The organism is Burkholderia sp. Bp8991 (assembly GCF_003853795.1).
In the GTDB taxonomy this organism is placed as follows: Bacteria; Pseudomonadota; Gammaproteobacteria; order Burkholderiales; family Burkholderiaceae; genus Burkholderia.
Map to the genome: position 1 here is coordinate 203,077 of NZ_QTQJ01000003.1, position 20,802 is coordinate 223,878.

The 20,802-nt window shown below is 67.6% G+C and carries 19 protein-coding genes; 8 read left to right on the forward strand and 11 right to left on the reverse strand.

Annotated elements, in window-relative coordinates; translation table 11 throughout:
• The first annotated feature begins 1 nt into the window (after position 1).
• The 4 genes from DIE02_RS04680 (at position 2) to DIE02_RS04695 (ending at position 5,301) form a co-directional block, all read left to right on the forward strand.
• Positions 2 to 1,102 (forward strand): ABC transporter substrate-binding protein, encoded by a 1,101-nt coding sequence (locus DIE02_RS04680; protein WP_044842979.1) that lies wholly within the window; start codon positions 2 to 4, stop codon positions 1,100 to 1,102.
• A gap of 121 nt (positions 1,103 to 1,223) precedes the next feature.
• Positions 1,224 to 2,996 carry an iron ABC transporter permease gene (locus tag DIE02_RS04685; protein ID WP_124484939.1) on the forward strand — a complete coding sequence of 591 codons (1,773 nt, stop codon included), beginning with the start codon at positions 1,224 to 1,226 and terminating at the stop codon, positions 2,994 to 2,996.
• On the forward strand, positions 2,989 to 4,056 hold the full coding sequence (locus tag DIE02_RS04690) for an ABC transporter ATP-binding protein (RefSeq protein WP_124484940.1): 1,068 nt from the start codon (positions 2,989 to 2,991) through the stop codon (positions 4,054 to 4,056). Before DIE02_RS04685 ends, DIE02_RS04690 begins: the two co-directional genes overlap by 8 nt.
• Positions 4,057 to 4,209: 153 nt before the next feature.
• Entirely contained in the window at positions 4,210 to 5,301 is a 1,092-nt protein-coding gene (locus DIE02_RS04695) for a porin (protein WP_124484941.1), read from the forward strand.
• A 175-nt stretch (positions 5,302 to 5,476) separates the two neighbouring features.
• On the opposite strand, the gene DIE02_RS04700 is transcribed toward DIE02_RS04695, so the two are convergent.
• A complete protein-coding gene (locus DIE02_RS04700; protein ID WP_124484942.1) occupies positions 5,477 to 6,439 on the reverse strand; it encodes a zinc-binding alcohol dehydrogenase family protein in 963 nt (320 codons plus the stop codon).
• Positions 6,440 to 6,485: 46 nt separating this feature from the next.
• Positions 6,486 to 6,737: a hypothetical protein gene (locus tag DIE02_RS04705; RefSeq protein ID WP_044842974.1), complete on the reverse strand. Its 252-nt coding sequence runs from the start codon at positions 6,735 to 6,737 to the stop codon at positions 6,486 to 6,488.
• Positions 6,738 to 6,832: 95 nt separating this feature from the next.
• Between DIE02_RS04705 and DIE02_RS04710 the strand changes: the two genes are divergently transcribed.
• Positions 6,833 to 7,612, forward strand: coding sequence for a helix-turn-helix domain-containing protein (locus DIE02_RS04710; protein ID WP_124484943.1), 780 nt, complete (start codon positions 6,833 to 6,835; stop codon positions 7,610 to 7,612).
• 154 nt (positions 7,613 to 7,766) lie between these two features.
• Here DIE02_RS04710 and hpaI read toward each other — a convergent pair whose 3' ends face one another.
• Genes hpaI through DIE02_RS04745 form a run of 7 tightly spaced genes read right to left on the reverse strand, consistent with a single transcriptional unit; the run spans position 7,767 to position 13,671 of the window.
• A complete protein-coding gene (gene hpaI / locus DIE02_RS04715; protein WP_124484944.1) occupies positions 7,767 to 8,573 on the reverse strand; it encodes a 4-hydroxy-2-oxoheptanedioate aldolase in 807 nt (268 codons plus the stop codon).
• A gap of 12 nt (positions 8,574 to 8,585) precedes the next feature.
• Complete coding sequence (gene hpaH / locus DIE02_RS04720) at positions 8,586 to 9,389, reverse strand: 2-oxo-hept-4-ene-1,7-dioate hydratase (protein WP_124484945.1); 804 nt, start codon at positions 9,387 to 9,389, stop codon at positions 8,586 to 8,588.
• 20 nt (positions 9,390 to 9,409) lie between these two features.
• Positions 9,410 to 9,802 carry a 5-carboxymethyl-2-hydroxymuconate Delta-isomerase gene (locus tag DIE02_RS04725; protein ID WP_044842970.1) on the reverse strand — a complete coding sequence of 131 codons (393 nt, stop codon included), beginning with the start codon at positions 9,800 to 9,802 and terminating at the stop codon, positions 9,410 to 9,412.
• Between the two features lie 29 nt (positions 9,803 to 9,831).
• On the reverse strand, positions 9,832 to 10,680 hold the full coding sequence (gene hpaD, locus DIE02_RS04730) for a 3,4-dihydroxyphenylacetate 2,3-dioxygenase (RefSeq protein ID WP_124484946.1): 849 nt from the start codon (positions 10,678 to 10,680) through the stop codon (positions 9,832 to 9,834).
• Between the two features lie 54 nt (positions 10,681 to 10,734).
• The gene (gene hpaE, locus DIE02_RS04735) at positions 10,735 to 12,198 is read right to left on the reverse strand and encodes a 5-carboxymethyl-2-hydroxymuconate semialdehyde dehydrogenase (protein ID WP_124484947.1); all 1,464 of its coding nucleotides are present in this window, start codon (positions 12,196 to 12,198) and stop codon (positions 10,735 to 10,737) included.
• Positions 12,199 to 12,220: 22 nt separating this feature from the next.
• Complete coding sequence (locus DIE02_RS04740; RefSeq protein ID WP_124484948.1) at positions 12,221 to 12,985, reverse strand: fumarylacetoacetate hydrolase family protein; 765 nt, start codon at positions 12,983 to 12,985, stop codon at positions 12,221 to 12,223.
• Positions 12,982 to 13,671 carry a fumarylacetoacetate hydrolase family protein gene (locus DIE02_RS04745; protein ID WP_124484949.1) on the reverse strand — a complete coding sequence of 230 codons (690 nt, stop codon included), beginning with the start codon at positions 13,669 to 13,671 and terminating at the stop codon, positions 12,982 to 12,984. The genes DIE02_RS04740 and DIE02_RS04745 overlap by 4 nt, the downstream gene beginning before the upstream one ends.
• A 153-nt stretch (positions 13,672 to 13,824) precedes the next feature.
• On the opposite strand from DIE02_RS04745, the gene hpaR reads away from it, so the two are divergent.
• On the forward strand, positions 13,825 to 14,265 hold the full coding sequence (hpaR, locus tag DIE02_RS04750) for a homoprotocatechuate degradation operon regulator HpaR (RefSeq protein ID WP_044842965.1): 441 nt from the start codon (positions 13,825 to 13,827) through the stop codon (positions 14,263 to 14,265).
• Positions 14,266 to 14,347: 82 nt separating this feature from the next.
• Here the strand turns inward: hpaR and DIE02_RS04755 are convergent, their stop codons facing one another.
• Complete coding sequence (locus DIE02_RS04755; RefSeq protein WP_124484950.1) at positions 14,348 to 15,559, reverse strand: SDR family oxidoreductase; 1,212 nt, start codon at positions 15,557 to 15,559, stop codon at positions 14,348 to 14,350.
• A 641-nt stretch (positions 15,560 to 16,200) separates the two neighbouring features.
• Here DIE02_RS04755 and DIE02_RS04760 point away from each other — a divergent pair.
• On the forward strand, positions 16,201 to 16,548 hold the full coding sequence (locus DIE02_RS04760; RefSeq protein ID WP_044842963.1) for a DUF3564 family protein: 348 nt from the start codon (positions 16,201 to 16,203) through the stop codon (positions 16,546 to 16,548).
• A 367-nt stretch (positions 16,549 to 16,915) separates the two neighbouring features.
• On the forward strand, positions 16,916 to 18,808 hold the full coding sequence (locus DIE02_RS04765) for a penicillin-binding protein 2 (protein WP_124484951.1): 1,893 nt from the start codon (positions 16,916 to 16,918) through the stop codon (positions 18,806 to 18,808).
• 195 nt (positions 18,809 to 19,003) lie between these two features.
• Here DIE02_RS04765 and DIE02_RS04770 read toward each other — a convergent pair whose 3' ends face one another.
• Positions 19,004 to 20,719, reverse strand: a complete 1,716-nt coding sequence (locus DIE02_RS04770) for a cation:proton antiporter (protein WP_124484952.1) — start codon at positions 20,717 to 20,719, stop codon at positions 19,004 to 19,006.
• Positions 20,720 to 20,802 lie beyond the last annotated feature (83 nt).

Genomic DNA, 20,802 nt, shown 5'->3' on the forward strand with positions numbered 1-20,802 from the left:
CATGCCGTTTGCACCGAAGCAGCTCGCCGCCGCGCTGGCGATCGTCCTGGGCACCGCCGCCGGCGCCGCCACCGCGCAGGTCCCGGCCGGGTATCCGGGTAACTACCAAGGTGTCGTCGACGCCGCGAAGAAGGAAGGCAAGCTGATCGTCTACTCGACGACCGACACGGGCCTCGTGCGCCCGCTGATCAAGGACTTCGAAAGCCTGTATGGCGTGAAGGTCGAGTACAACGACATGAACAGCACCGAGCTGTACAACCGCTACATCAGCGAGAACGCCGCGAGCAGCACCAGCGCCGACGTGCTGTGGAGCTCGGCGATGGACCTGCAGGTCAAGCTCGTCAACGACGGCCTGATGACGTCGTACGATTCGCCGGAAAGCGCGAACGTGCCGCAATGGGCGCAATACCAGAAGCAGGCGTACGGCACGACGTTCGAGCCGCTCGCGATCGTCTACAACAAGCGGCTGATTCCCGAGAACGAGGTGCCGAAAACGCGCACCGACCTGATCAAGCTGCTCACGTCGCAACCCGACAAGTTCAAAGGCAAGCTGACGACGTACGACGTCGAGAAATCCGGCGTCGGCTTCAACGCGCTGACGCAGGACGCGCACCTGAACGAGAAGGTCACGTGGGAGCTCGTGAAGGCGATCGGCGCGACCGGTCCGAAGCTGCAGTCGAGCACCGGCGCGATGATGGAGCGCATCTCGTCGGGCGAGAACCTGATCGGCTACAACATCATCGGCTCGTATGCGTACGCAAAAGCGAAGAAGGACAAGTCGATCGGCTACGTATTCCCGAAGGACTACACACAAGTCGTGAGCCGCCTGGCCACGATCTCGAAGAAGGCGAAGAACCCGAACGCCGCGAAGCTGTGGGTCGACTACCTGCTGTCGAAGCGCGGCCAGACGCTGATCGCGAACCAGGCGAACCTGTACGCGATTCGCACGGACGTGACCGGCGAAACGTCGGCCGCGAGCCTCACGAAGGAACTCGGCGATTCGCTGAAGCCGATCCCGATCGGCACCGGCCTGCTCGTCTATCTGGACCAGTCGAAGCGGCTCGCGTTCCTCAAGCAATGGCAGCAGGCGATCAAGAGCTGATCCACTGATCGGCCTCGGCCGACCGACGGCCGCCCGCCGCACGCCGCACGCCGCGCGGGCGGCCCCTTCCCCTTACCGACTTCCTAGAGGCGGCCATCCGGATGGCCGCAGGGGCAAACTCATGCTTTCAACCAGCACACGCGGAGCGGCGCCGGCCGTTCCGCCCACCACCGGCCAGGGTGGCGCGATTCCCGCGCTGCAGGTCAGCAACCTGCAGCCGCTCGCCGGCATGCTGCGCTGGATCGTCGTCGCGGCGCTCACCGTCGCGGTCGCGCTGCCGCTCGGCTTCATCCTGTTCCAGAGCCTGCTGTCCGCGCCGTTCTTCGACGCGAACAAGACGCTCGGCGTCGAAGGCTTCCGCTTCATCTTCACCGACCCGGACTTCTGGTCGGCCGTGAAGAACTCGTTCATCATCGCCGGCGGGATGCTGTTCATCTCGATCCCGCTCGGCGGCATCCTCGCGTTCCTGATGGTGCGCACCGACCTGCCCGGCCGCCGCTGGCTCGAGCCGCTGCTGCTTACGCCCGTGTTCGTGTCGCCGATGGTGCTCGCGTTCGGCTACGTGGTCGCGGCCGGCCCGGTCGGCTTCTATTCCGTGTGGTTCAAGGAACTGTTCGGGGTGCAGAACGTACCCTGGAACGTGTACTCGATCTTCGCGATCACGATGATCGTCGGCCTCACGCACGTGCCGCACGTGTACCTGTACTCGTCGGCCGCGCTGCGCAACCTCGGCTCGGACGTCGAGGAAGCGGCGCGCGTGACGGGGGCGCGGCCGTTCCGCGTCGCGCTCGACGTGAGCCTGCCGATGACGATGCCCGCGCTGCTGTTCGCCGGCGTGCTCGTGTTCTTCCTCGGCTTCGAGGTGTTCGGGCTGCCGCTCGTGCTCGGCGATCCTGAAGGCCACCTCGTGCTCGCGACCTACCTGTACAAGCTGACCAACAAGCTCGGCGTGCCGTCGTATCACCTGATGGCCGCGGTCGCGGTGTGCATCGTCGCGATCACGTTCCCGCTCGTGCTGCTGCAGCGCCGCCTGCTGAAGAGCGCGAACCGCTTCGTCACGGTGAAGGGCAAGGCCGGCCGTGCGACGGTGCTGCCGCTCGGCGTATGGCGCTGGGTCGCGCTCGCGATCGTCGCGCTGTGGCTGATGCTGACGGTGATCGTGCCGATCTCGGGCATCGTGCTGCGCGCGTTCGTGACCAACTGGGGCGAAGGCGTCGCGCTCGCCGAAGCGCTGACGCTGCAGAACTTCATCGAGCTGTTCGAGCAGGACAACCTCGTGCGCGCGATCGTCAACACGCTCGGCATCGGCGTGATCGGCGGTGCGCTCGCGATCGGCTTCTACTCGCTCGTCGCCTTCGCCGGCCATCGCCGCAACGACTGGGCGACGAAACTGCTCGACTACCTCGTGCTGCTGCCGCGCGCGGTGCCGGGCCTGCTCGCCGGTCTCGCGTTCCTGTGGATCTTCCTGTTCGTCCCGGGCCTGCGCGAGCTGAAGAACTCGATGTGGAGCATCTGGATCGCATACACGGTCGTGTGGCTCGCATACGGGATGCGGCTCATCCAGAGCGCGCTGCTGCAGGTCGGCCCGGAACTCGAGGAAGCCGGCCGCAGCGTCGGCGCGACGCGCAGCCGCGTGTCGCTCGACGTGACGCTGCCGCTCGTGCGCTTCGGCCTGCTCGCCGCGTGGCTGCTGATCTTCATGATCTTCGAGCGCGAATACTCGACCGCCGTCTATCTGCTGTCGCCCGGCACCGAAGTGATCGGCGCGCTGCTCGTGTCGCTGTGGGCGACCGGTGCCGTCGACCAGGTTGCCGCGCTCTCTGTCATCAACATCGCGATGGTCGGCGCCGGTCTCGGCGTGGCCCTGCGCTTCGGAGTGAAACTTCATGGATAAGCTCATCGTCGACGACCTGCATCTCAGCTACGGCGCCAACCCGATCCTCAAGGGCGTGTCGTTCGAACTGAAGGCCGGCGAAGTCGTGTGCCTGCTCGGCGCGTCGGGCAGCGGCAAGACCACGCTGCTGCGCGCGGTGGCCGGCCTCGAACAGCCGTCCGACGGGCGCATCCAGCTCGACGACCGCGTGTTCTTCGACGGCGCGCGGCACGTCGACCTGCCGGTCGAACAGCGTTCGCTCGGCCTCGTGTTCCAGTCCTACGCGCTGTGGCCGCACCGCACCGTCGCCGACAACGTCGGCTACGGGCTCAAGCTGCGCCGCGTGGCGCCGGCCGAACAGAAGCGCCGCGTGCAGACCGCGCTCGACCAGCTCGGCCTCGGCCACCTCGCCGAGCGCTTTCCGCATCAGCTGTCGGGCGGCCAGCAGCAGCGTGTCGCGATCGCGCGTGCGCTCGTCTACAACCCGCCGGTGATCCTGCTCGACGAGCCGCTGTCGAACCTCGACGCGAAGCTGCGCGAGGAAGCGCGTGCGTGGCTGCGCGAGCTGATCGTGTCGCTCGGGCTGTCGGCGCTCTGCGTGACGCACGACCAGACCGAAGCGATGGCGATGTCCGACCGCATCCTGCTGCTGCGCAACGGCCGCATCGAACAGGAAGGCACGCCGGCCGAGCTGTACGGCGCGCCGCGCTCGCTGTACACGGCCGAATTCATGGGCAGCAACAACCGCATCGATGCGCGCGTCTCGGCCGTCGACGGCGAACGCGTGACGCTCGCCGGCGACGGCTGGGAGCTGCAGGCGCTCGCCCGCGACACGTTCGCGCCGGGCCAGGACGCGCAGGCCGTGATCCGCCTCGAACGCGTGCAGGTCGCCGACGGCCCGGGCGCGAACCGGCTGCAGGCCGACCTCGTCACGTCGATGTATCTCGGCGACCGCTGGGAATACCTGTTCCATTGCGGCGAGATGCGCCTGCGCGCGTTCGGCCACGTGCCGCGCGCGGCCGGCAAGCACTGGATCGAATTCCCAACCAACGACTGCTGGGCGTTCGCGAAAGCCGGCTGACCCGCTTCGCGGCGGCTCATGTGCCGCCGCGCGTGCATTCAACATGCTTTTGCGACTCGAATCGGCGGACGCCTCATGGCGTCCGCCGATGGCGCACCGAGTACGCGTTTTCCGTTTCGACCAACCCACAACAACCAAGGAGACACCGTCAAAATGAAGTCACGCGCAGAACGTTCTATTCGAACAGTAGTCCTCACCGGTTCGGCCGCGGCAGCCTGTCTCGCCGCGCCGGCCGCGCACGCGCAGTCGTCGGTCACGATCTACGGGATCATGGACGCCGGCATCGAATACACGAACCATGCGGCACCGGATGGCGGCAATTCGTTCAAGCTGAAGTCGGGCAACAAGAACACGTCGCGCTGGGGCTTGCGCGGCGTCGAGGATCTCGGCGGCGGGTTGAAGGCCGTGTTTCGCCTCGAAAGCGGCATCGATCTCGCGAATGGCGCGTCCGACGACGGCCCCGACTCGATCTTCGCGCGCCGTGCGACGGTGGGCCTGAAAGGCAAATGGGGCGAGCTGACGCTTGGCCGCAACTTCACCGTCACGTACGACTACATGATGCCGTTCGACCCGATGGGTTACTCGCAAAACTATTCGTGGGCGTCGTCGTCGATGGCGACCGGCGGGCGCAAGGACGGCATGTTCACGCGCTCGTCGAATGCAGTGCGTTACGACGGTGAATTCAGCGGCTTCAAGTTCGGCGCGCTGTATGGCTTCGGCAACGTGCCGGGCAGCGTGAAGACCAGCTCGAAATACGACTTCGCGCTCGGCTACGACACCGGCCCGTTCGCGGCGGTGCTCACGTTCGACCGGCAGAACGGTGCGGCCGACAGCGTCACGCCGGCCGATACCGTCAACTACATCCAGGGGATTCACGCGGGCCTGAGCTACGACTTCGGCAACCTGAAGACGATGGCCGGCTATCGCAACTACAAGCGCACGTTTCGCACCGCGGCGGCGAACCAGCTGAGCGATATGTACTGGCTCGGCGGGTCGTACCAGTTCACGCCGACGTTCTCGCTGATCGCGGCCGTCTATCACCAGAACATCAAGGGCGGCACGGATGCCGACCCGACGCTGGTATCGGTTCGGGCGCAATACGCGCTGTCGAAGCGCACGGTGCTGTATGCGGCCGGCGCGTTCGCGATCGCGAAGCACGACCAGAAGGTCGGCGTGTCGCGCGATTTCGCCGGATATGGCACCACGCAGGTCGGCGTGACCGCGGGGATTCAGCAGCGGTTCTGAGTGTGACGACGCGGGCGGCGGGTGACTTTCATGTCGCGCCGCCCGTTGTCGGTACACACCACCGCCCTGCTTCGCACCGCGCGTTCGCAATCGTCTAACGGCTCGACGCGACGGTGGATGCCAGTCTGCCGCCGGTGCGCGCACCGATCGCGTCATGTCCACGGCCTGCGGCCGGTCAATCGCCGCGCATCGTGAATACCGGGCGCACCCGACTGTTCGCATCGCCCCAGTGCTCGCTGACCGCCGACAGCGGCACCGTACGCGTTTCGAGCGTCAGCCCCGCCGGGCCTGCCGCGTCGAATACGCCGCGCACCGAAGCCAGCAACCCCGGCAGCGACACGCTGCCAATACCGCTGCCCAGCAGTTCGATCGCTGTGGCACGCAATACGGCGCCCGGCAGCAGCACGTCCGCGCCGCCGATCGAGCCGATCTGCACGAAGCGCAACCGACGGCCGTAGGGTGTCGCCTTCGCGGCGGAAATCAGCAGTGCGAGCGCGCTCGCCCCCCAAAGATAGTCGAGCACGACGTCCACACCCGCGCGGAAATGCGGTTCGAGCGCGCGGGCCAAATGCGCGTCGTCCTGCTGCAGCGACACGACGGCGTCCGCGCCGGCGTTCAGCAACGCGTCCAGCGCGGCCGCGTTGCGGCCCGTCGCGATCACCTTCGCGGCGCCCAGATGCCTCGCGATCCGCACCGCGAGCCCGCCCGAGGCGCCCGTCGCGCCGTTGACAAGCACCGTTTCGCCCGCGACCAGCCGCGCACGCTCGGTCAGCGCCGCCCACGACGACATGCCGGGGATCGCGATCGCCGCGGCCGTGACATCGTCGAGCCCATCCGGCAGCGGCACGCACTGCGCGTCGGGCACGATCGTGCATTCGGCCATCGCACCGAACGGCGCGGGCGCGCCGAAGAAATAGACGCGCCGGCCGTCGTCGCCGCGCCCCACGCCGTCGACGCCGACGACGAACGGATAGCCGCCGCCGGACGAATAGTGCGTGCCCGCCGCGCGCGCCTGCGCAAGACGGCTCAACGCGGACGCCGTCACGTCGATCAGACGGTGGCCGGGTATCGCATGCGGCGCTTCGAACTCCATATGAACGGGGCGCTCGCCGGCGCCCGTCACGACTGCTGCTTTCATGCCGACTCCTTGATTGATGGATCTCGATCGACGGTTCCGTCGTGTATCAGCGTGCGTCGAGCCACGCGCGCAGTGCTGGATCGCGCACTTCCAGCACGTCGAACAGGCCGAGCGCACGCAGCGCGGGCAATGCGTCGAGCGCGTCGGCTTCGGCACGGGCGCGCTCGGCGGGCGCCGCATCCGGATCGGTCAGCACGCGCGCATTGACCAGGAACGCGCCGACGGTGCCCTTGCGGATCGTCGTTCCGCCGGCCTCGATCCGGTCGGCATGGTCGGGAAGCATCTGTTCGGCTCGCATCGCGTCGTACTCCGGTTGTCATCGATGGACGCAGTTTAGGCGTGCGCAGCCGGCCGATCTCCGGTATAACAGTCATTCGATACTGAAATCCGGCCATGACCGATCCACTCCTGCCCGCCCGATTCGTCACGTCCGACGACGGCCCGTTCGTCGTCGCCGCCGTGCTGTCGCAGCGCGACCCGCGCATCACGCCGCCGCATGCGCACGCGCGCGGCCAGCTCGTCGGCGCACTGAGCGGCGTGGTGTCGATCGGCCTCGACGATCAGGATTGGGTCGTACCGGCGATTCATGCGATCTGGATTCCGCCGCATTGCCGGCATTCGCTGCGCTCGTTCGGGCCGATTTCCGGATGGTCGGCGTTCGTCGCCGAAGCGCGGTGCGCGGGGTTGCCTGACGCGCCGCGCGCGATCCGCACCACGCCGCTGCTTCGCGAAGCCGTGCAGCGCGCGGCAAGCTGGGGCGATGCGGAACTCGATGCCGCGCAGGCGCGCATTGCCGACGTGATCCTCGACGAGATCGCGTCGTCGGAGGTCGAAGCACTGGGGCTGGTGCGGCCGCAGGATCCGCGGCTCATGAAGATCACCGATGCGCTCGCCACGAACCTCGCGAACAACCGGCGACTGGAGGAATGGGCAGCATGGGCCGGCATCGGTGCCCGGACGATGAGCCGCCGCTTCGTCGCCGAGACAGGGCTGACGTTCGCGCAGTGGCGTCAGCAGGCACGGCTGCTGCGGGCGCTGGAGACAATCGCCGACGGCGTGCCGGTCACGACGATCGCGCTCGATCTCGGATACGACAACGTGAGCGCGTTCATCGACATGTTCCGGCGGGCGACGGGGACGACGCCCGGAAGGTATATGGAAGCGGGACGATAAGGTCGGCGCGATGCGCGGCGATGACGCAAACCGATTCCCGTATCCCGTACGATTCAAATCATCGCCCGATCCAACCGGGCAGCTGTCCGGTCGAGTTGCGCAGCGGCCGGGTCTGCCCGGTTGCCCAGCAGATTCCTTATCCCGTCCGCTCCGCTCAATACGTCCCATCCCCCTTCTTCACCACCTCCCCACAGCCCCCCTTGAACAGCGCCGCCAACCGCTCCGCACTCCGCGCCAGCAGCGTCGTATCGACCCCCACCGCAACGAACAACGCCCCCGCTTCCAGATACCGCCGCGCCGCCGCCTCATCCGCGCTGAGAATGCCCGGCGCCTTGCCTGCCGCCTTGATCGCCCGGATCGCGCCGTCGATCGCCGCCTGCACGTCCGGATGCCCCGGATTGCCGAGGTGCCCGAGATCGGCCGCCAGATCGGCCGGCCCGATGAACACGCCATCGACGCCCTCCACCCGCGCAATCGCATCGATCGCGTCGAGCCCGGCACGCGTCTCGACCTGCACGAGCACGGCCATTTCGTCGTTCGCGCGATGCAGATAGTCGCCGCCGCGGTTCCACCGCGACGCGCGCGCGAGCGCACTGCCGACGCCGCGGATCCCGTGCGGCGGATAACGCGTCGCGGCCACCGCCGCGCGCGCTTCGTCGGCGCTCTGCACCATCGGCACGAGCAGCGTCTGCGCGCCGAGATCGAGCACCTGCTTGACGATCACCGGATCGTTCCACGGCACGCGTACGACCGGCTGCGACGGATACGGCGCGATCGCCTGCAACTGCGCGAGGATCGTCGGCACCGTGTTCGGCGCATGTTCGCCGTCGATCAGCAGCCAGTCGAACCCGGCGCCCGCGACGACTTCGGCGCTGTACGGATTCGCGAGGCCGAGCCACAACCCGACCTGCGCGTCGCCACGCGCGAGCGCGGCCTTGAAGACATTCGACGGAATCTGCATCGCTCGCTCACCTCACGCGAAATAGCACTGGATCGTCCCGAGCGGGCCGTAGTCGACGCTGAACGTGTCGCCCGAGCGCGCCGCGCACGGCCGCGTGAACGAGCCGCCGAGCACGACCTGCCCCGGCTCCAGCGCGACGTCGAAGCGCGACAGCCGATTCGCCAGCCAAGCGACGCCATTGGCCGGATGGTTCAGCACGCCGGCCGCGACGCCCGTTTCCTCGACCACGCCGTTGCGCGACATGATCGCCGCGACCCAGCGCAGGTCGACGTCCTGCGGCCGCACCGGCCGCCCGCCGATCACGACGCCCGCGTTCGCCGCGTTGTCGGCGATCGTGTCGAACACCTTGCGCGGCCGCTTCGTATCGGGGTCGATCGACTGGCTGCGCGCGTCGATGATCTCGAGCGCGGGCACCACGTAATCGACCGCGTCGTACACGTCGAAGATCGTGCAGTTCGGGCCGGTGAGCCGCTTGCCGAGCACGAACGCGAGTTCGACCTCGACGCGCGGCACGATGAAGCGCCCGGCCGGGATCGTGCCGCCGTCGTCGAAGAACATGTCGTCGAGCAGCGCGCCGTAATCGGGCTCGTCGATCTGCGACGTGTTCTGCATCGCCTTCGACGTGAGGCCGATCTTGTGCCCCTTGAGCGTGCGGCCTTCCGCGAGCTTGAGGGCGACCCACGCGCGCTGGATCGCATACGCGTCGTCGATCGTGATGTCGGGATGGTCGAGCGAGATCTGGCGGATCTGCTTGCGCTCGCGCTCGGCGTCGTGCAGACGCTGCGCGAGCTGGTCGATGATGGCGGGTTCGAGCATGGTCGGATCGGGAATGGGGTTCAGCCGGCCCGCTTGTAGCGGGCGTGAATGTTGTTGTGCTTGTACGAGCCGCTTTCGCTGAACTCGGTCAGCTCCATCGACAGCGCGAGATAGCGCTTCGCATACAGCTCCGCGAAATGCGCCTTGATCGCATCGAACAGCGCGTCGCACGCGGCCTGCTTGGTCTCGTCGCTGCGGCCCGAGCCGATCTTCAGCGTCACGTGGACGAACGCGTCGTCCTCCGTGCCGTCGGCGACGCAGTAATCCTGCAGCTCGATCGCGCGCGAGCGGATGCCGCCGGTCGGAAACACGCCGCCCTGCGCGATCAGCGTCGCGTTGATCGTGCGCAGCAGCGCGGGAATGCGCGCGTCGTCGCGGATGTTCGCGGTGTATTCGACGACGATGTGTGGCATGGCAACGCTCCGGATAGTTGATGCGGCGCTCAGGCGAGCGGGAAGATCGCGTTGATCTGCCCGGTGCCCGAGCTCGCGAAATAGTCGGTGACGATCTCGACGGGCTTGTCGTAACGATCCCAGCCGAGCAGGCCGAGCAGCATCGCCGTGTCGTGCATGCCGCCTTCGCCGTGACAATGCGTGTTGTACTCGGGCAGCATCGCGCAGAAGGTCTTGAAATCGCCCTGCTTCCACAGCTCGACTACGCGCAGGTCGACCTGCCGGAAGAACTCGCGGCTGATCTCGTGAATCGATTCCTCCGGGCTGCCGTTGTCGTTGAAGCGATGCGACAGCGAGCCGCTCGCGAGGAACGCGACGTTCGAATCGCTCTTTTCGATCGCCTCGAGCAGCGCCTCGCCGAAGCGCCGGCTTTCGTCGAGCGTATGCCACATGCACCAGCCCGCGATCGACACGACCTTGAAGTGCTGGTCGGCGTTCATGTAGCGCATCGGCACGAGCGTGCCGTATTCGAGTTCGAGGCTGTCGATCTCGTGTGCGCGCGTCGCGATGCCGCGTGCGCTGGCCGTCTCCGCGATCAGGCGGCCGAGTTCGGGGTTGCCCGGATACGCGTACTGCATGTCGCGGATGAAGTGCGGCAGCTCGTTGCTGGTATACGTACCCGCGAACCGCGCATTGCAGTTCACGTGATAGCCGGCGTTGACGAGCCAGTGCACGTCCGACACGACGATCGTATCGACGCCGAGCGCGCGGCAGCGCTCGCCGATCAGCTGGTGGCCGCGGATCGCCGCTTCGCGGCAGCCGTGATGCCTGCCGGGCAACTCCGACAGGTACATCGACGGCACGTGCGTGATCTTCGCGGCGAGGGACAGTTTGCCCATCGTTCAAGTCTCCGTATCGTTCGTTCTTGCTGGCGGCGCCACGACCCGCGCCCGTCACACGCCCCAGCGGGGAATGTGATGCGAACCCATCGAGATGCACACGTTCTTGATCTCCGCGAACACCTCGAAGCTGTACTCGCCGCCTTCGCGCCCGGTGCCCGACTCCTTCACGCCGCCGAACGGCTGGCGCAGGTCGCGCACGTTCTGGCTGTTCACGAACACCATCCCGGCCTCGATGCCGCGCGCGAGGCGATGCACCTTGCCGACGTCCTGCGTCCAGATGTACGACGCGAGCCCGTAGGACGTGTCGTTCGCAAGCCGCAGCCCTTCCTCCTCGTTCTCGAACGGAATCAGGCACGCGACCGGCCCGAAGATCTCTTCCTGCGCGATGCGCATCCGGTTGTCGACGTCGGCGAACACGGTCGGGCGCACGAAATTGCCGTTGCGCAGATGGTCGGCGAGGCCGGCCGGCTTGTCCGCGCCGCCTGCCACCACGCGCGCGCCTTCCTGCTCGCCGATCCGGATATAGCCGGTCACCTTCTCCCAGTGCTGGCGCGTGATCATCGCGCCGAGTTGCGTCGCCTGATCGGACGGATCGCCGACCACCAGGTTGTTCGCACGGCGCGCGAATTCCTGCACGAAGCGGTCGTAGATCGTGCGCTGCACGAAGATCCGCGAGCCCGCGGTACAGCGCTCGCCGTTGATCGAGAAGATCGTGAACAGCGACGCGTCGAGCGCGCGGTCGAAATCGGCATCGTCGAAAATCAGCACGGGCGACTTGCCGCCGAGCTCCATCGAGTATTTCTTCAGGCCCGCGCGCTCCATGATCCGCTTGCCCGTGACCGTGCCGCCCGTGAACGACACCGCGCGCACGTCCGGATGGCGCACCAGCGCGTCGCCGGCCGTCGCGCCGTATCCCTGCACGACGTTCAGCACGCCTGGCGGAATGCCGGCTTCGAGCGCGAGCCGGCCGAGCTGGTCGGCCGTCAGCGGCGACAGCTCCGACATCTTCAGCACGGCCGTGTTGCCGAGCGCGAGACACGGCGCCGTCTTCCACGTCGCGGTCATGAACGGCACGTTCCACGGCGACACCAGCGCGCACACGCCGACCGGCTGGTACAGCGTGTAGTTCAGCATCTGGTCGTCGACCGGATAGGTGCGGCCGTTCATCTGCACGCACACTTCCGCGAAGAAATTGAAGTTCTCGGACGCGCGCGGAATCAGCTGCTTGCTCGTCTGCGCGATCGGCAGGCCGGTGTCCTGCGTCTCGAGCGCGGCGAGCATCGGCACGTTCTTCTCGATCAGCTCGCCAAGCTTGCGCATCAGCTTCGCGCGCTCCTTCGCGGGCGTGTTCGCCCACTTCGGGAATGCGTCCTTCGCCGCGCGCACGGCCGCGTCGACTTCGGCCTCGCCGGCCGACGCGACGTCGGTGATCGCGTCGCCCGTCGCCGGATTCAGCGTCGTGAAGGTCTCGCGGCTCTCGACCTCACGGCCGCCGATCCAGTGCTTGATGGTCATGTGCTCTCCTTGGGCGACGGGCTCAGCCGGCGCGATAGTAGTCTGCTTCGCCGACGATCGTGTTCACGAGCCGGCCGATTCCTTCGATTTCGGTCACCACCTCGTCGCCGGGCTTCGTGTCGGCCAGCCCTTCCGGCGTGCCGGTCAGGATCAGGTCGCCCGGCGAGAGCGTCATGAAGCTGCTGATGTGCTCGATCAGCGCGGGCACGTCGAAGATCATGTCGCGCGTGCTGCCGCGCTGCGTCTCCCGGCCGTTCACCGTCGTGCGCAGCGTCAGGTCGCCCGCGTCGCCGATCTCGTCGCGGCTGACGAACCACGGCCCGAGCGGCGTGCAGGTATCGCGGTTCTTCACGCGCAGGTTCGGGCGGTAGTAGTTTTCGAGGTAATCGCGGATCGCGTAGTCGTTCGCGACCGTGTAGCCCGCGACGTGGTCGAGCGCCTGCGCGCGGCTCACGTTGCGCGCCGGGCGGCTGATCACGACGGCCAGTTCGCACTCGTAGTGCATGTGCGTCGCGTCCGCCGGGCGCACGGTGCGCGAGCGGTGGCCGATGAACGTGTTCGGCCCCTTCAGGAAGATCAGCGGCTCGCTCGGCGCCTTGAACGCGAGTTCCTTCGCGTGGTCCGCGTAGTTGAGGCCGAGCGCGAACGTCGTGCGCGGCGCGACGGGCGGCAGCCACGTCACCACGTCCTCGGCGACCACGCGGCCCGTGTCGAGGCGGATCGCGCCGTCGCCGGCCGGTTCGGCCGCATGCAGTGCGCCGTTGTAGATCACGCGCGCCGTCTTCATCGTGCTTCCTCCGCAATCAGCGTATGCCGCAACGTGCCGATGCCGGCGGCGGTAATCTCGATCGTGCTGCCCGCGCGGGCACGCGGTGCGCGACCCGCGACGCCGAGCAGCAGCACGTCGCCCGCGTCGAACGACATGAACGCCGTCACGTCGGCGATCAGTTCCCGCACCGGGCGGATCAGCGTGGCGGTCGACGCGGACACCACGGCGTCGCCGTCGATCCGCACGGTCAGGCCGATCGCGTCGACATCGCCGAGCGCGGCCGCCGGCACGATCGCCGGGCCCAGCGGGCAGAAGCCGTCGCGACACTTGAAGCGCACGGCCGGACGGTAGTAATCGGGATGCGGGACCGACACGTCGCTCGCGAGCGTGAAGCCGTGCACGTAATCGAGCGCCTGCGCGGCCGGCACGCGCGTCGCGCGCCGCGAGAACACGACGGCCAGCGACGCGCCGATCTCCAGCGCGTCGACGCCCGCGGGCACCACGACGGCCGCGCCATCGGCCGCATGCGTGTTGGCCGGTTTGATGTAAAGGATCGGCGCCTGCGGCGGACGACCGTAAGGCGGTGCGTGCACGGCATCGCCGAGCGCGTCGAGTGCGGCGCGCTCGTTGAGCAGCGCACCGTAGACGGTACCGATGGCGACCGGCAGCGGCGGCGCCGCGGCGGTCCTGCAAGACAGCTCCATGCGTCATTCCCCTGCCGCGCGTCGCGGCGCATCGTCAATAGTTAACATCTTAAGTAAACAATCGGACGCTGGCAACCGCGATTACCCTGATACATGAAATTCAGCACCGTCGGCTGTTAAGATTGATGCGTCCCCGTCCATTCCCCACCCCCGATGAACCGTACGCTCGACCATCGCAACCTGGCCATGCTGCTGCTCGAGGCCCGCGAAACGCTGATGGGCCTGTTCCGCCCCATTCTCAAGGAATTCGCGCTGACCGAACAGCAATGGAGGATCATCCGCGTGCTCGACGGCGAGCCGGCGAATGCGCTCGAAGCGGGACAGATCGCGCGCCGCTGCTGCATCCTCAGCCCGAGCCTCACCGGCGTGCTGGAACGGATGGAGCGCGACGGCCTGATTACGCGCACGCGCGCGCAGGAAGATCAGCGCCGGCTGCTGGTGAGCCTGACGCCGCAAAGCAGGAAGCTGGTGACCGAAATCGGCCCGCGCATCGACGAGCAGTATCGCCAGCTCGAAGCGCGTTTCGGCCAGGACGGCCTGGACGACATCTACCGCGCGCTCGACCGGCTGATCGAACTCGGCAACGCGTCGTAGGGCCCGCCGCGGCCGGACCGCGGCGAGCGGCGGCGGGCGAACCCGAACCCGGGAACCGGCAAGCCGCGGATCGCGCGGGCCGTCAGTGCAGCGCCCCGCGCATCAGTTCGGTCACCGCGACGCCGCGGGACGTGCGCATGCATTCCTCGACGTAATCGATGAACGGCAGCGGCTCGAAATCGATTTCGTCGCGCACGCGGCGGTTGTCGAACACGCGATCGACCGTCGCGAACTCCGCGCCACGCTGCAACGCCCGGCCGATCACGCGCTCGAGCGCCGGATCGGACCGCCCGAGCACGTCGCGCACCACGAACGGCAGGTCGGCCGGCGCACACGCGGCGTAACGCGGCGCGCCCGTCATGCCGGCCGCCTCGTCCATCGCACGCACGATCTGCGCGACCTGCGGCGCCTCGTCGCCGGCCGACACGTGGTACACGTCGTGCATCAGCGTCGGCTTCACGGCCAGCAGCATCGTCGCGCGTGCGACGTCGTCGACCGACACGATGTCGATGCGCGTCATCGGCCGTGCCGTGAAGCGGCGCGCCGCGTGAGCGACGCGGAACATCCAGAACGAGTTCGGCGCGGGCCGCGTGCCGAGCACCGTGTGACCGACGACGTGCGACGGACGCACGACGACGAGCGGCAGCCCGAGCGCGCGCAGGCGCTGCTCCGTTTCCGCCTTCGCCTGCAGGTAGCCGGCCGCGAGCACCGCGCCGTGCAGCCCGTCGCTGCCCTGCGCCGCGTCGCTCGCCGCCGCACCCGCCATTTCCTCGTAAACGATCCCGCCGCGGCCCGCATGCGCATAAGCGGTGCCGACGTACACGAAACGCTGCAGTTGCGGTGCGTGCGCGAACCGCTCGGCAAAGCGCAGCGAATCGGCGAGGTCAGCCCGCAGATGCGTACCGTCGGCCGGCGACGCGTGGCCCGCGCAGTGAATCACGTGCGTCGCGCCGGCGAGACGCGGCGCGTCGGCGCCCTGCCACACGTCGCCGAGTGTACCGACGACCACGTTCGCGTCGCCGAGACGCGATGCCCAGTACGGCGCGAGCCCCGCGCGCAGCGCCGCTTCACGCAAACGCGCGACCGCGTGGCCGCGATTCCCGGCGCGCACGACACACACGATGCGCTCGAGCAAGCCTGCGTTGACGAGCGCCGTCAGCACGGTACTGCCGATGAAGCCGGTGGCGCCGGTGAGCACCAGCCGCCCGACGTTGGCCGCCGCGACCGGTGCGCTGGCCGGCGACACGAGGCTCGTGCGCCAGTTGAGCGACAACGCGGTTTTCCAGATCAGCACGATAGTCTCCTTCGAAGAATCGGCCGGACGGCGCGGCAGCCCCGGATCGCGGAGCTGCGCACGGCGGTCGGCCGGGCCGGGGCCGACGCTCGCCCCGGCAGTCCCGACCGGCTGCGGCCCGCGATCGCGTCGATCGCGTCTCTGACACGAGGCGGCGGCCCGCCACGGACGGGCGTCCGCGGCGCAGGATCGGGAAAATCCAAGTGTGGGGCCGGATCGTCCGCAAGTCTGTCCTGAAAGTTTCGTGAAAGTGTGTGGATTTGTGCACGAATGTCGGGGTGTGTCGTGCCGGCCGGGTCGTCAACTCGGTGAAACGCCCGGTCGGGCAGCTTTCGACGGAGGGTTCGCCAGCGTGCTGCGGGCCAGCGCTTCGGCGCGACACATCGACGCGCCCCGGCCTAGTCATCGCATATCCCCGGCAGACCCGGAGCGAGGCCGCGGCGCGCAGATCGCGGTGTCGTCTGCGATTGCGCGCGGGGCCGGAATCCGCGCGTATCGTCAGACGTCCTTTCATCCGAGACACCAATAGACACAATGCGGATTTATTGAGGATTATCGCTTGCGTTTCACTGCAGTCTATCTAGACTATCCAAACCAAATCGGTCGAATGTGTCATTTTCTACTTTCCAGGAGACGTTCCAATGCGCCTCACTATCCGGATTAATGGCAGCGAATCGGCAACCCGGCACTCGTACGCGGTGTTGTGGGTCGATACCGACGAGCGGCTGTGGTCGCGCGAGGCACACCAGGGCATCGATCTACCGGCCTGGGGCAAGGTTCGGGACGTGGAAGGCGCGATGGCCCTCTGCGCCGCCGACAGTGGGAATGCCGTGTGCCAGTTGAAGGGCCTGTCGTTCAGCGCGATGCAGCGCGAACAAGGTCCCGCGGTGCTCGCCGGCGAGCACCCCGACGGCGCGTGGCGCCTGCAGGCGGTCGATCGCTCCACGGCGGAGCCGGAATACCATGAATTCATTTCCGTCGCGCGATAGGTATTTTTGACGGCAATCCTCTGCGGTTTTCGGGTTTATTCCGATTTCCGTGATATTCATTTCGATATTCAGAAATAACGGCGCCTCTCTTCGAGGCGTTTTTATTTTTCCGTCCCGAAAATAATCGGGGCCGGGTTCGCATCCGCGGTCACGACCCGCCGCGCCATTCCGATTCGTCGGCGACATCGGGCAATGCCCGCGCCGCCGTTCCCGCCTTCATCCCGCCTTTTCCGCCCGAAGCCCGGCCGCCGATGCGCATCTTTTACGGGGCCGAAGCACAGTTTCCCCACACGACGTTTACTCATTTATTACAATCGCATTATTCCGACTGACTTGCCGCCATCCGGCGGCCCGACCCGGCCCTTGCATGCGCGTGAAAAAGAAGACCCACCCCGCCGATCCGTACGCCGCCGCGACCAAGCACCCGATGCTCGCGTCGCGCCTGCCGATGTGGCGCTCGAAGCTGGTCGTGATCATGGTGTCCCTCGGTTTCGCCGCGCTGATCGGACGCGCGTTCTGGGTGCAGGTCGCGAACCAGGATTTCTATGTCGGGGAAGGCCAGAAGCGCTACCAGCGCACGATCGAGCTCGACGCGATGCGCGGGCGCATCGTCGACCGCAACGGCGCGATGCTCGCGGTCAGCCTGTCGACCTATGAAATCTGGGCGAACCCGAAACAGGTCGCCGAAATCGACTATCCGCAGATCGCGAAGCTGCTCGACATGCCGCTCGCGGAGGTGAAGCGCCGCCTGCGCAACGACCGTACGTTCGTGCTGCTCAAGCGGCAGATCGACGCCGAGACCGCAAGCCGGCTCGGCAAGCTCGAAATCGACGGCATCACGCAGGTTGCCGATTCGAAGCGCTTCTATCCGGAGGGCGAATCGGCCGCGCACGTGGTCGGCTTCACCAACGTCGAGGACAAGGGCCAGGAAGGCGTCGAACTCGCGGCGAACGGGCGGCTGTCGGGTACGTCCGGGCAGCGCGAGGTGATCCGCGACCGGCTCGGCCGCATCGTGTCCGACACGCGCCCGCTCGTGCCCGCGCAGCACGGCGCGACGATCGAACTGACGATCGACCGGCGGATCCAGCAACTCGCGTTCAGCCAGCTCAAGGCCGCGGTGCTCGAGAACAACGCGGTGGCCGGCAGCGTCGTCGTGCTCGACGCGCAGAACGGCGAAATCCTCGCGCTCGCGAACTATCCGACCTTCGACCCGAACGACCGTGCACGCCTCACGGGCCAGCAGTTGCGCAACCGCGCGGTGATCGACACGTTCGAGCCTGGCTCGACGATCAAGCCGCTCGTCGTCGCGCTGTCGATCGACGAGCGCAAGGTCACGCCGAACACGATCATCAACACGTCGCCGGGCACCTACAAGATCGGCCCGGCCGTGATCCACGACACGTCGAACCACGGCTCGCTGACCGTCTCGCAGGCACTGCAGAAGTCGAGCAACGTCGCGCTCGCGAAGCTTGCGCTGAACCTGCCCGCCGAAACGATCTGGAACAAGTACCAGGAATACGGGATCGGCCGCGCGCCGGAACTGACGTTCCCGGGCGTCGCATCGGGCCGCCTGCGCGGCTACAAGCGCTGGCGGCCGATCGAGCAGGCGACGATGGCATACGGCTACGGGCTGTCGATGTCGCTGCTGCAGATCGCGCAGACCTACACCGCCTATGCGGGCGACGGCACGCTGCACCCGGTGTCGCTGCTGAGGAACGGTTCAGACCCGCAGACGATCGAGGCCCATCGCGGCCATCGCGTGACGTCGCCGCAGACCGCGGCGGCGATCCGTTCGATGCTCGAGTCGGCCGTCGGCGAAGGCGGCACGGGGCGCCGCGCGCGCGTCGACGGCTACCGGATCGGAGGCAAGACGGGCACGGCGCGCAAGCAGGTCGGCGCAACCTATGCGAAGGGCAAGTACCGCGCCCTGTTCGCGGGGATGGCGCCGATGAGCAACCCCCGCCTGATCGTCGCGGTGATGATCGACGAGCCGCGCGGCAAGGGTTATTACGGCGGCACGGTGGCCGGCCCGGTGTTCTCGTCGGTCACGAGCGGCTCGCTGCAGCTGCTCGGCGTGCCGCCGGACGCGCCGGTCGAGCCGACGCCGAATGCGCCGCTCAAGGCTGCCGTGCCGCAAAAGACGGTCGCGGCGCCGAAGGCCGCCGTGCAACCGAAGACGGCAGCCGGGCAACAGGCGTCGGCACCTGTGAAAACGGCCGCGCAAGCCGGCACCGCCGTACAGACGAAGGCGGCGGGCTGAAGCCGCCTGGGTGCTGGTGGAGTCGCCGGGGCGTGGCGCGGCGGCGAACAGGTCGCCTGACCGATCGAGATCGGCCGTTCGCTACGTAGAACCCGCCGCACGCGCCGTTCCGAAAGGCCGGCGCAATCCTGTAATCCCGGCGATCCGCGCAGTCGCGGCGATCCTGTCGATCCGAGCGATCCCGGCCGCTAACCATCAATGCGCGGCCGCCACCGGCTTCGCCATCCTGCCGAGCACGTGCTCGGTCATCCCGCGCGCGAGTTCGCTCTCCCCCATGAACACGATGCCGATGCCCTCGCTCGACAGCAGGTCGGCCTCGTCGCTGCTGTTCGTGCACAGCACGACCTCCAGCGCCGGATTGAGCGTGCGCGAGATCTCGACGATCTGCCGCACGTCGAATACGTCCGGCAGCGTGACGACCAGCATCCCGGCGCGCGCGATATGCGCCTGCACGAGCACGATCGGCTCGATCGCGTCGCCCGACACGGCCGCGACGCCGTCCGCGCGCAGCTTCTCGACGAGCTCGCGATTCTGCTCGACGACGACATAGGCGATCCCGCGCTCGTCCAGCGCATGCGCGATCCGCGTGCCGACTTTGCCGTAGCCGACGATCACGACCTGGCCGGTCAGGTGCGTCTGCGGCGTCGACATCGGCAGCGCGGCGAGCGGATCGTCGCGTGCCTCGAGCTTGCGCGCGAACGCCGAATGCTTGCGGATCCATACGAGCGCCGGATCGATCATCGCGAACAGCAGCGTGTTCATCGCGATCGAGATCAGCGCGACCGCGAGAATCAGGCTTTGCCCCTCGGCCGACAACAGCCCGAGCGCACGGCCGAGCCCCGCGAGGATGAACGAGAACTCGCCGATCTGGGCGAGGCCGGCGCCGACCGTCAGCGCGGTGTTCAGCGGATAGCGGAACGCGATCACGAGCGCGACCGCCGCGAGCGTCTTGCCGATCAGCACGATCGCCGCGACCTCGATCACATGCAGCGGCTCGGCGAGCAGCACCTTCGGGTCGAACAGCATCCCGACCGAAATGAAGAACAGCACCGAGAACGCGTCGCGCAGCGGCAGCGTCTCGTCGGCCGCACGCCGGCTGAACTCCGACTCGCGCATCATCATCCCGGCGAAGAACGCGCCGAGCGCGAACGACACGTCGAACAGCTTTGCCGCGCCGAACGCGATGCCGACCGCCGCGGCGATCATGCACAGCGTGAACAGTTCGCGCGAACCGGTACGGGCGACGAGCCACAGGATGCGCGGGAACACGCGCTTGCCGACCACGAGCATCAGCGCGATGAACGCGGCGACCTTCAGCATCGTGACGCCGAGCGTGCCCCACACGCTGCCGCCGGCCGCGTGCGCATCGCCGGGCGGCGTGCCGCCGAGCAGCCCCGCGACGGGCGGCAGCAGCACGAGCACGAGCACCATCACGAGATCCTCGACGACGAGCCAGCCGACCGCGATGCGTCCGTTGACCGTCTCGACGAGCCCGCGCCCCTCGAGCGCCCGCAACAGCACGACCGTGCTCGCGACCGACAGCGCGAGCCCGAACACGAGCGCCGCGCCGAGGCTCCAGCCCCAGGTGAGCGCGAGCCCGCCGCCAAGCAGCGTCGCGACGGTAATCTGGACGACGGCCCCCGGCAGCGCGATCTTCCTCACCGCAAGCAGGTCGCCGAGCGAAAAATGGAGGCCGACGCCGAACATCAGCAGCATCACGCCGACTTCCGCGAGCTGCTGCGCGAGCGACAGGTCGCCGACGAAACCGGGCGTGCCGGGGCCGATCACGATCCCGGCGAGCAGATAGCCGACGAGCGGCGGCATTTTCAGCAGCGACGCGAGGTAACCGAAGATCATCGCGAGACCGAAACCGGCCGCGAGCAACGCAATCAGGCTGATGTCATGAGGCATCCCCCCTCCCGAGTTCTTGTAACGATTTAGTAAGGTTCAGGAATGGAAGGATAAGGGATGAGGCGAAAAATTGGCGCGCCACG

Bases quoted from the DNA above. Each gene is read 5' to 3' on its own strand.
- DIE02_RS04680 (WP_044842979.1), top strand. From the start codon at position 2: ATGCCGTTTGCACCGAAGCAGCTCGCCGCCGCGCTGGCGATCGTCCTG.
- DIE02_RS04685 (WP_124484939.1), top strand. From the start codon at position 1,224: ATGCTTTCAACCAGCACACGCGGAGCGGCGCCGGCCGTTCCGCCCACC.
- DIE02_RS04690 (WP_124484940.1), top strand. From the start codon at position 2,989: ATGGATAAGCTCATCGTCGACGACCTGCATCTCAGCTACGGCGCCAAC.
- DIE02_RS04695 (WP_124484941.1), top strand. From the start codon at position 4,210: ATGAAGTCACGCGCAGAACGTTCTATTCGAACAGTAGTCCTCACCGGT.
- DIE02_RS04700 (WP_124484942.1), bottom strand. From the start codon at position 6,439: ATGAAAGCAGCAGTCGTGACGGGCGCCGGCGAGCGCCCCGTTCATATG.
- DIE02_RS04705 (WP_044842974.1), bottom strand. From the start codon at position 6,737: ATGCGAGCCGAACAGATGCTTCCCGACCATGCCGACCGGATCGAGGCC.
- DIE02_RS04710 (WP_124484943.1), top strand. From the start codon at position 6,833: ATGACCGATCCACTCCTGCCCGCCCGATTCGTCACGTCCGACGACGGC.
- hpaI (WP_124484944.1), bottom strand. From the start codon at position 8,573: ATGCAGATTCCGTCGAATGTCTTCAAGGCCGCGCTCGCGCGTGGCGAC.
- hpaH (WP_124484945.1), bottom strand. From the start codon at position 9,389: ATGCTCGAACCCGCCATCATCGACCAGCTCGCGCAGCGTCTGCACGAC.
- DIE02_RS04725 (WP_044842970.1), bottom strand. From the start codon at position 9,802: ATGCCACACATCGTCGTCGAATACACCGCGAACATCCGCGACGACGCG.
- hpaD (WP_124484946.1), bottom strand. From the start codon at position 10,680: ATGGGCAAACTGTCCCTCGCCGCGAAGATCACGCACGTGCCGTCGATG.
- hpaE (WP_124484947.1), bottom strand. From the start codon at position 12,198: ATGACCATCAAGCACTGGATCGGCGGCCGTGAGGTCGAGAGCCGCGAG.
- DIE02_RS04740 (WP_124484948.1), bottom strand. From the start codon at position 12,985: ATGAAGACGGCGCGCGTGATCTACAACGGCGCACTGCATGCGGCCGAA.
- DIE02_RS04745 (WP_124484949.1), bottom strand. From the start codon at position 13,671: ATGGAGCTGTCTTGCAGGACCGCCGCGGCGCCGCCGCTGCCGGTCGCC.
- hpaR (WP_044842965.1), top strand. From the start codon at position 13,825: ATGAACCGTACGCTCGACCATCGCAACCTGGCCATGCTGCTGCTCGAG.
- DIE02_RS04760 (WP_044842963.1), top strand. From the start codon at position 16,201: ATGCGCCTCACTATCCGGATTAATGGCAGCGAATCGGCAACCCGGCAC.
- DIE02_RS04765 (WP_124484951.1), top strand. From the start codon at position 16,916: ATGCGCGTGAAAAAGAAGACCCACCCCGCCGATCCGTACGCCGCCGCG.
- DIE02_RS04770 (WP_124484952.1), bottom strand. From the start codon at position 20,719: ATGCCTCATGACATCAGCCTGATTGCGTTGCTCGCGGCCGGTTTCGGT.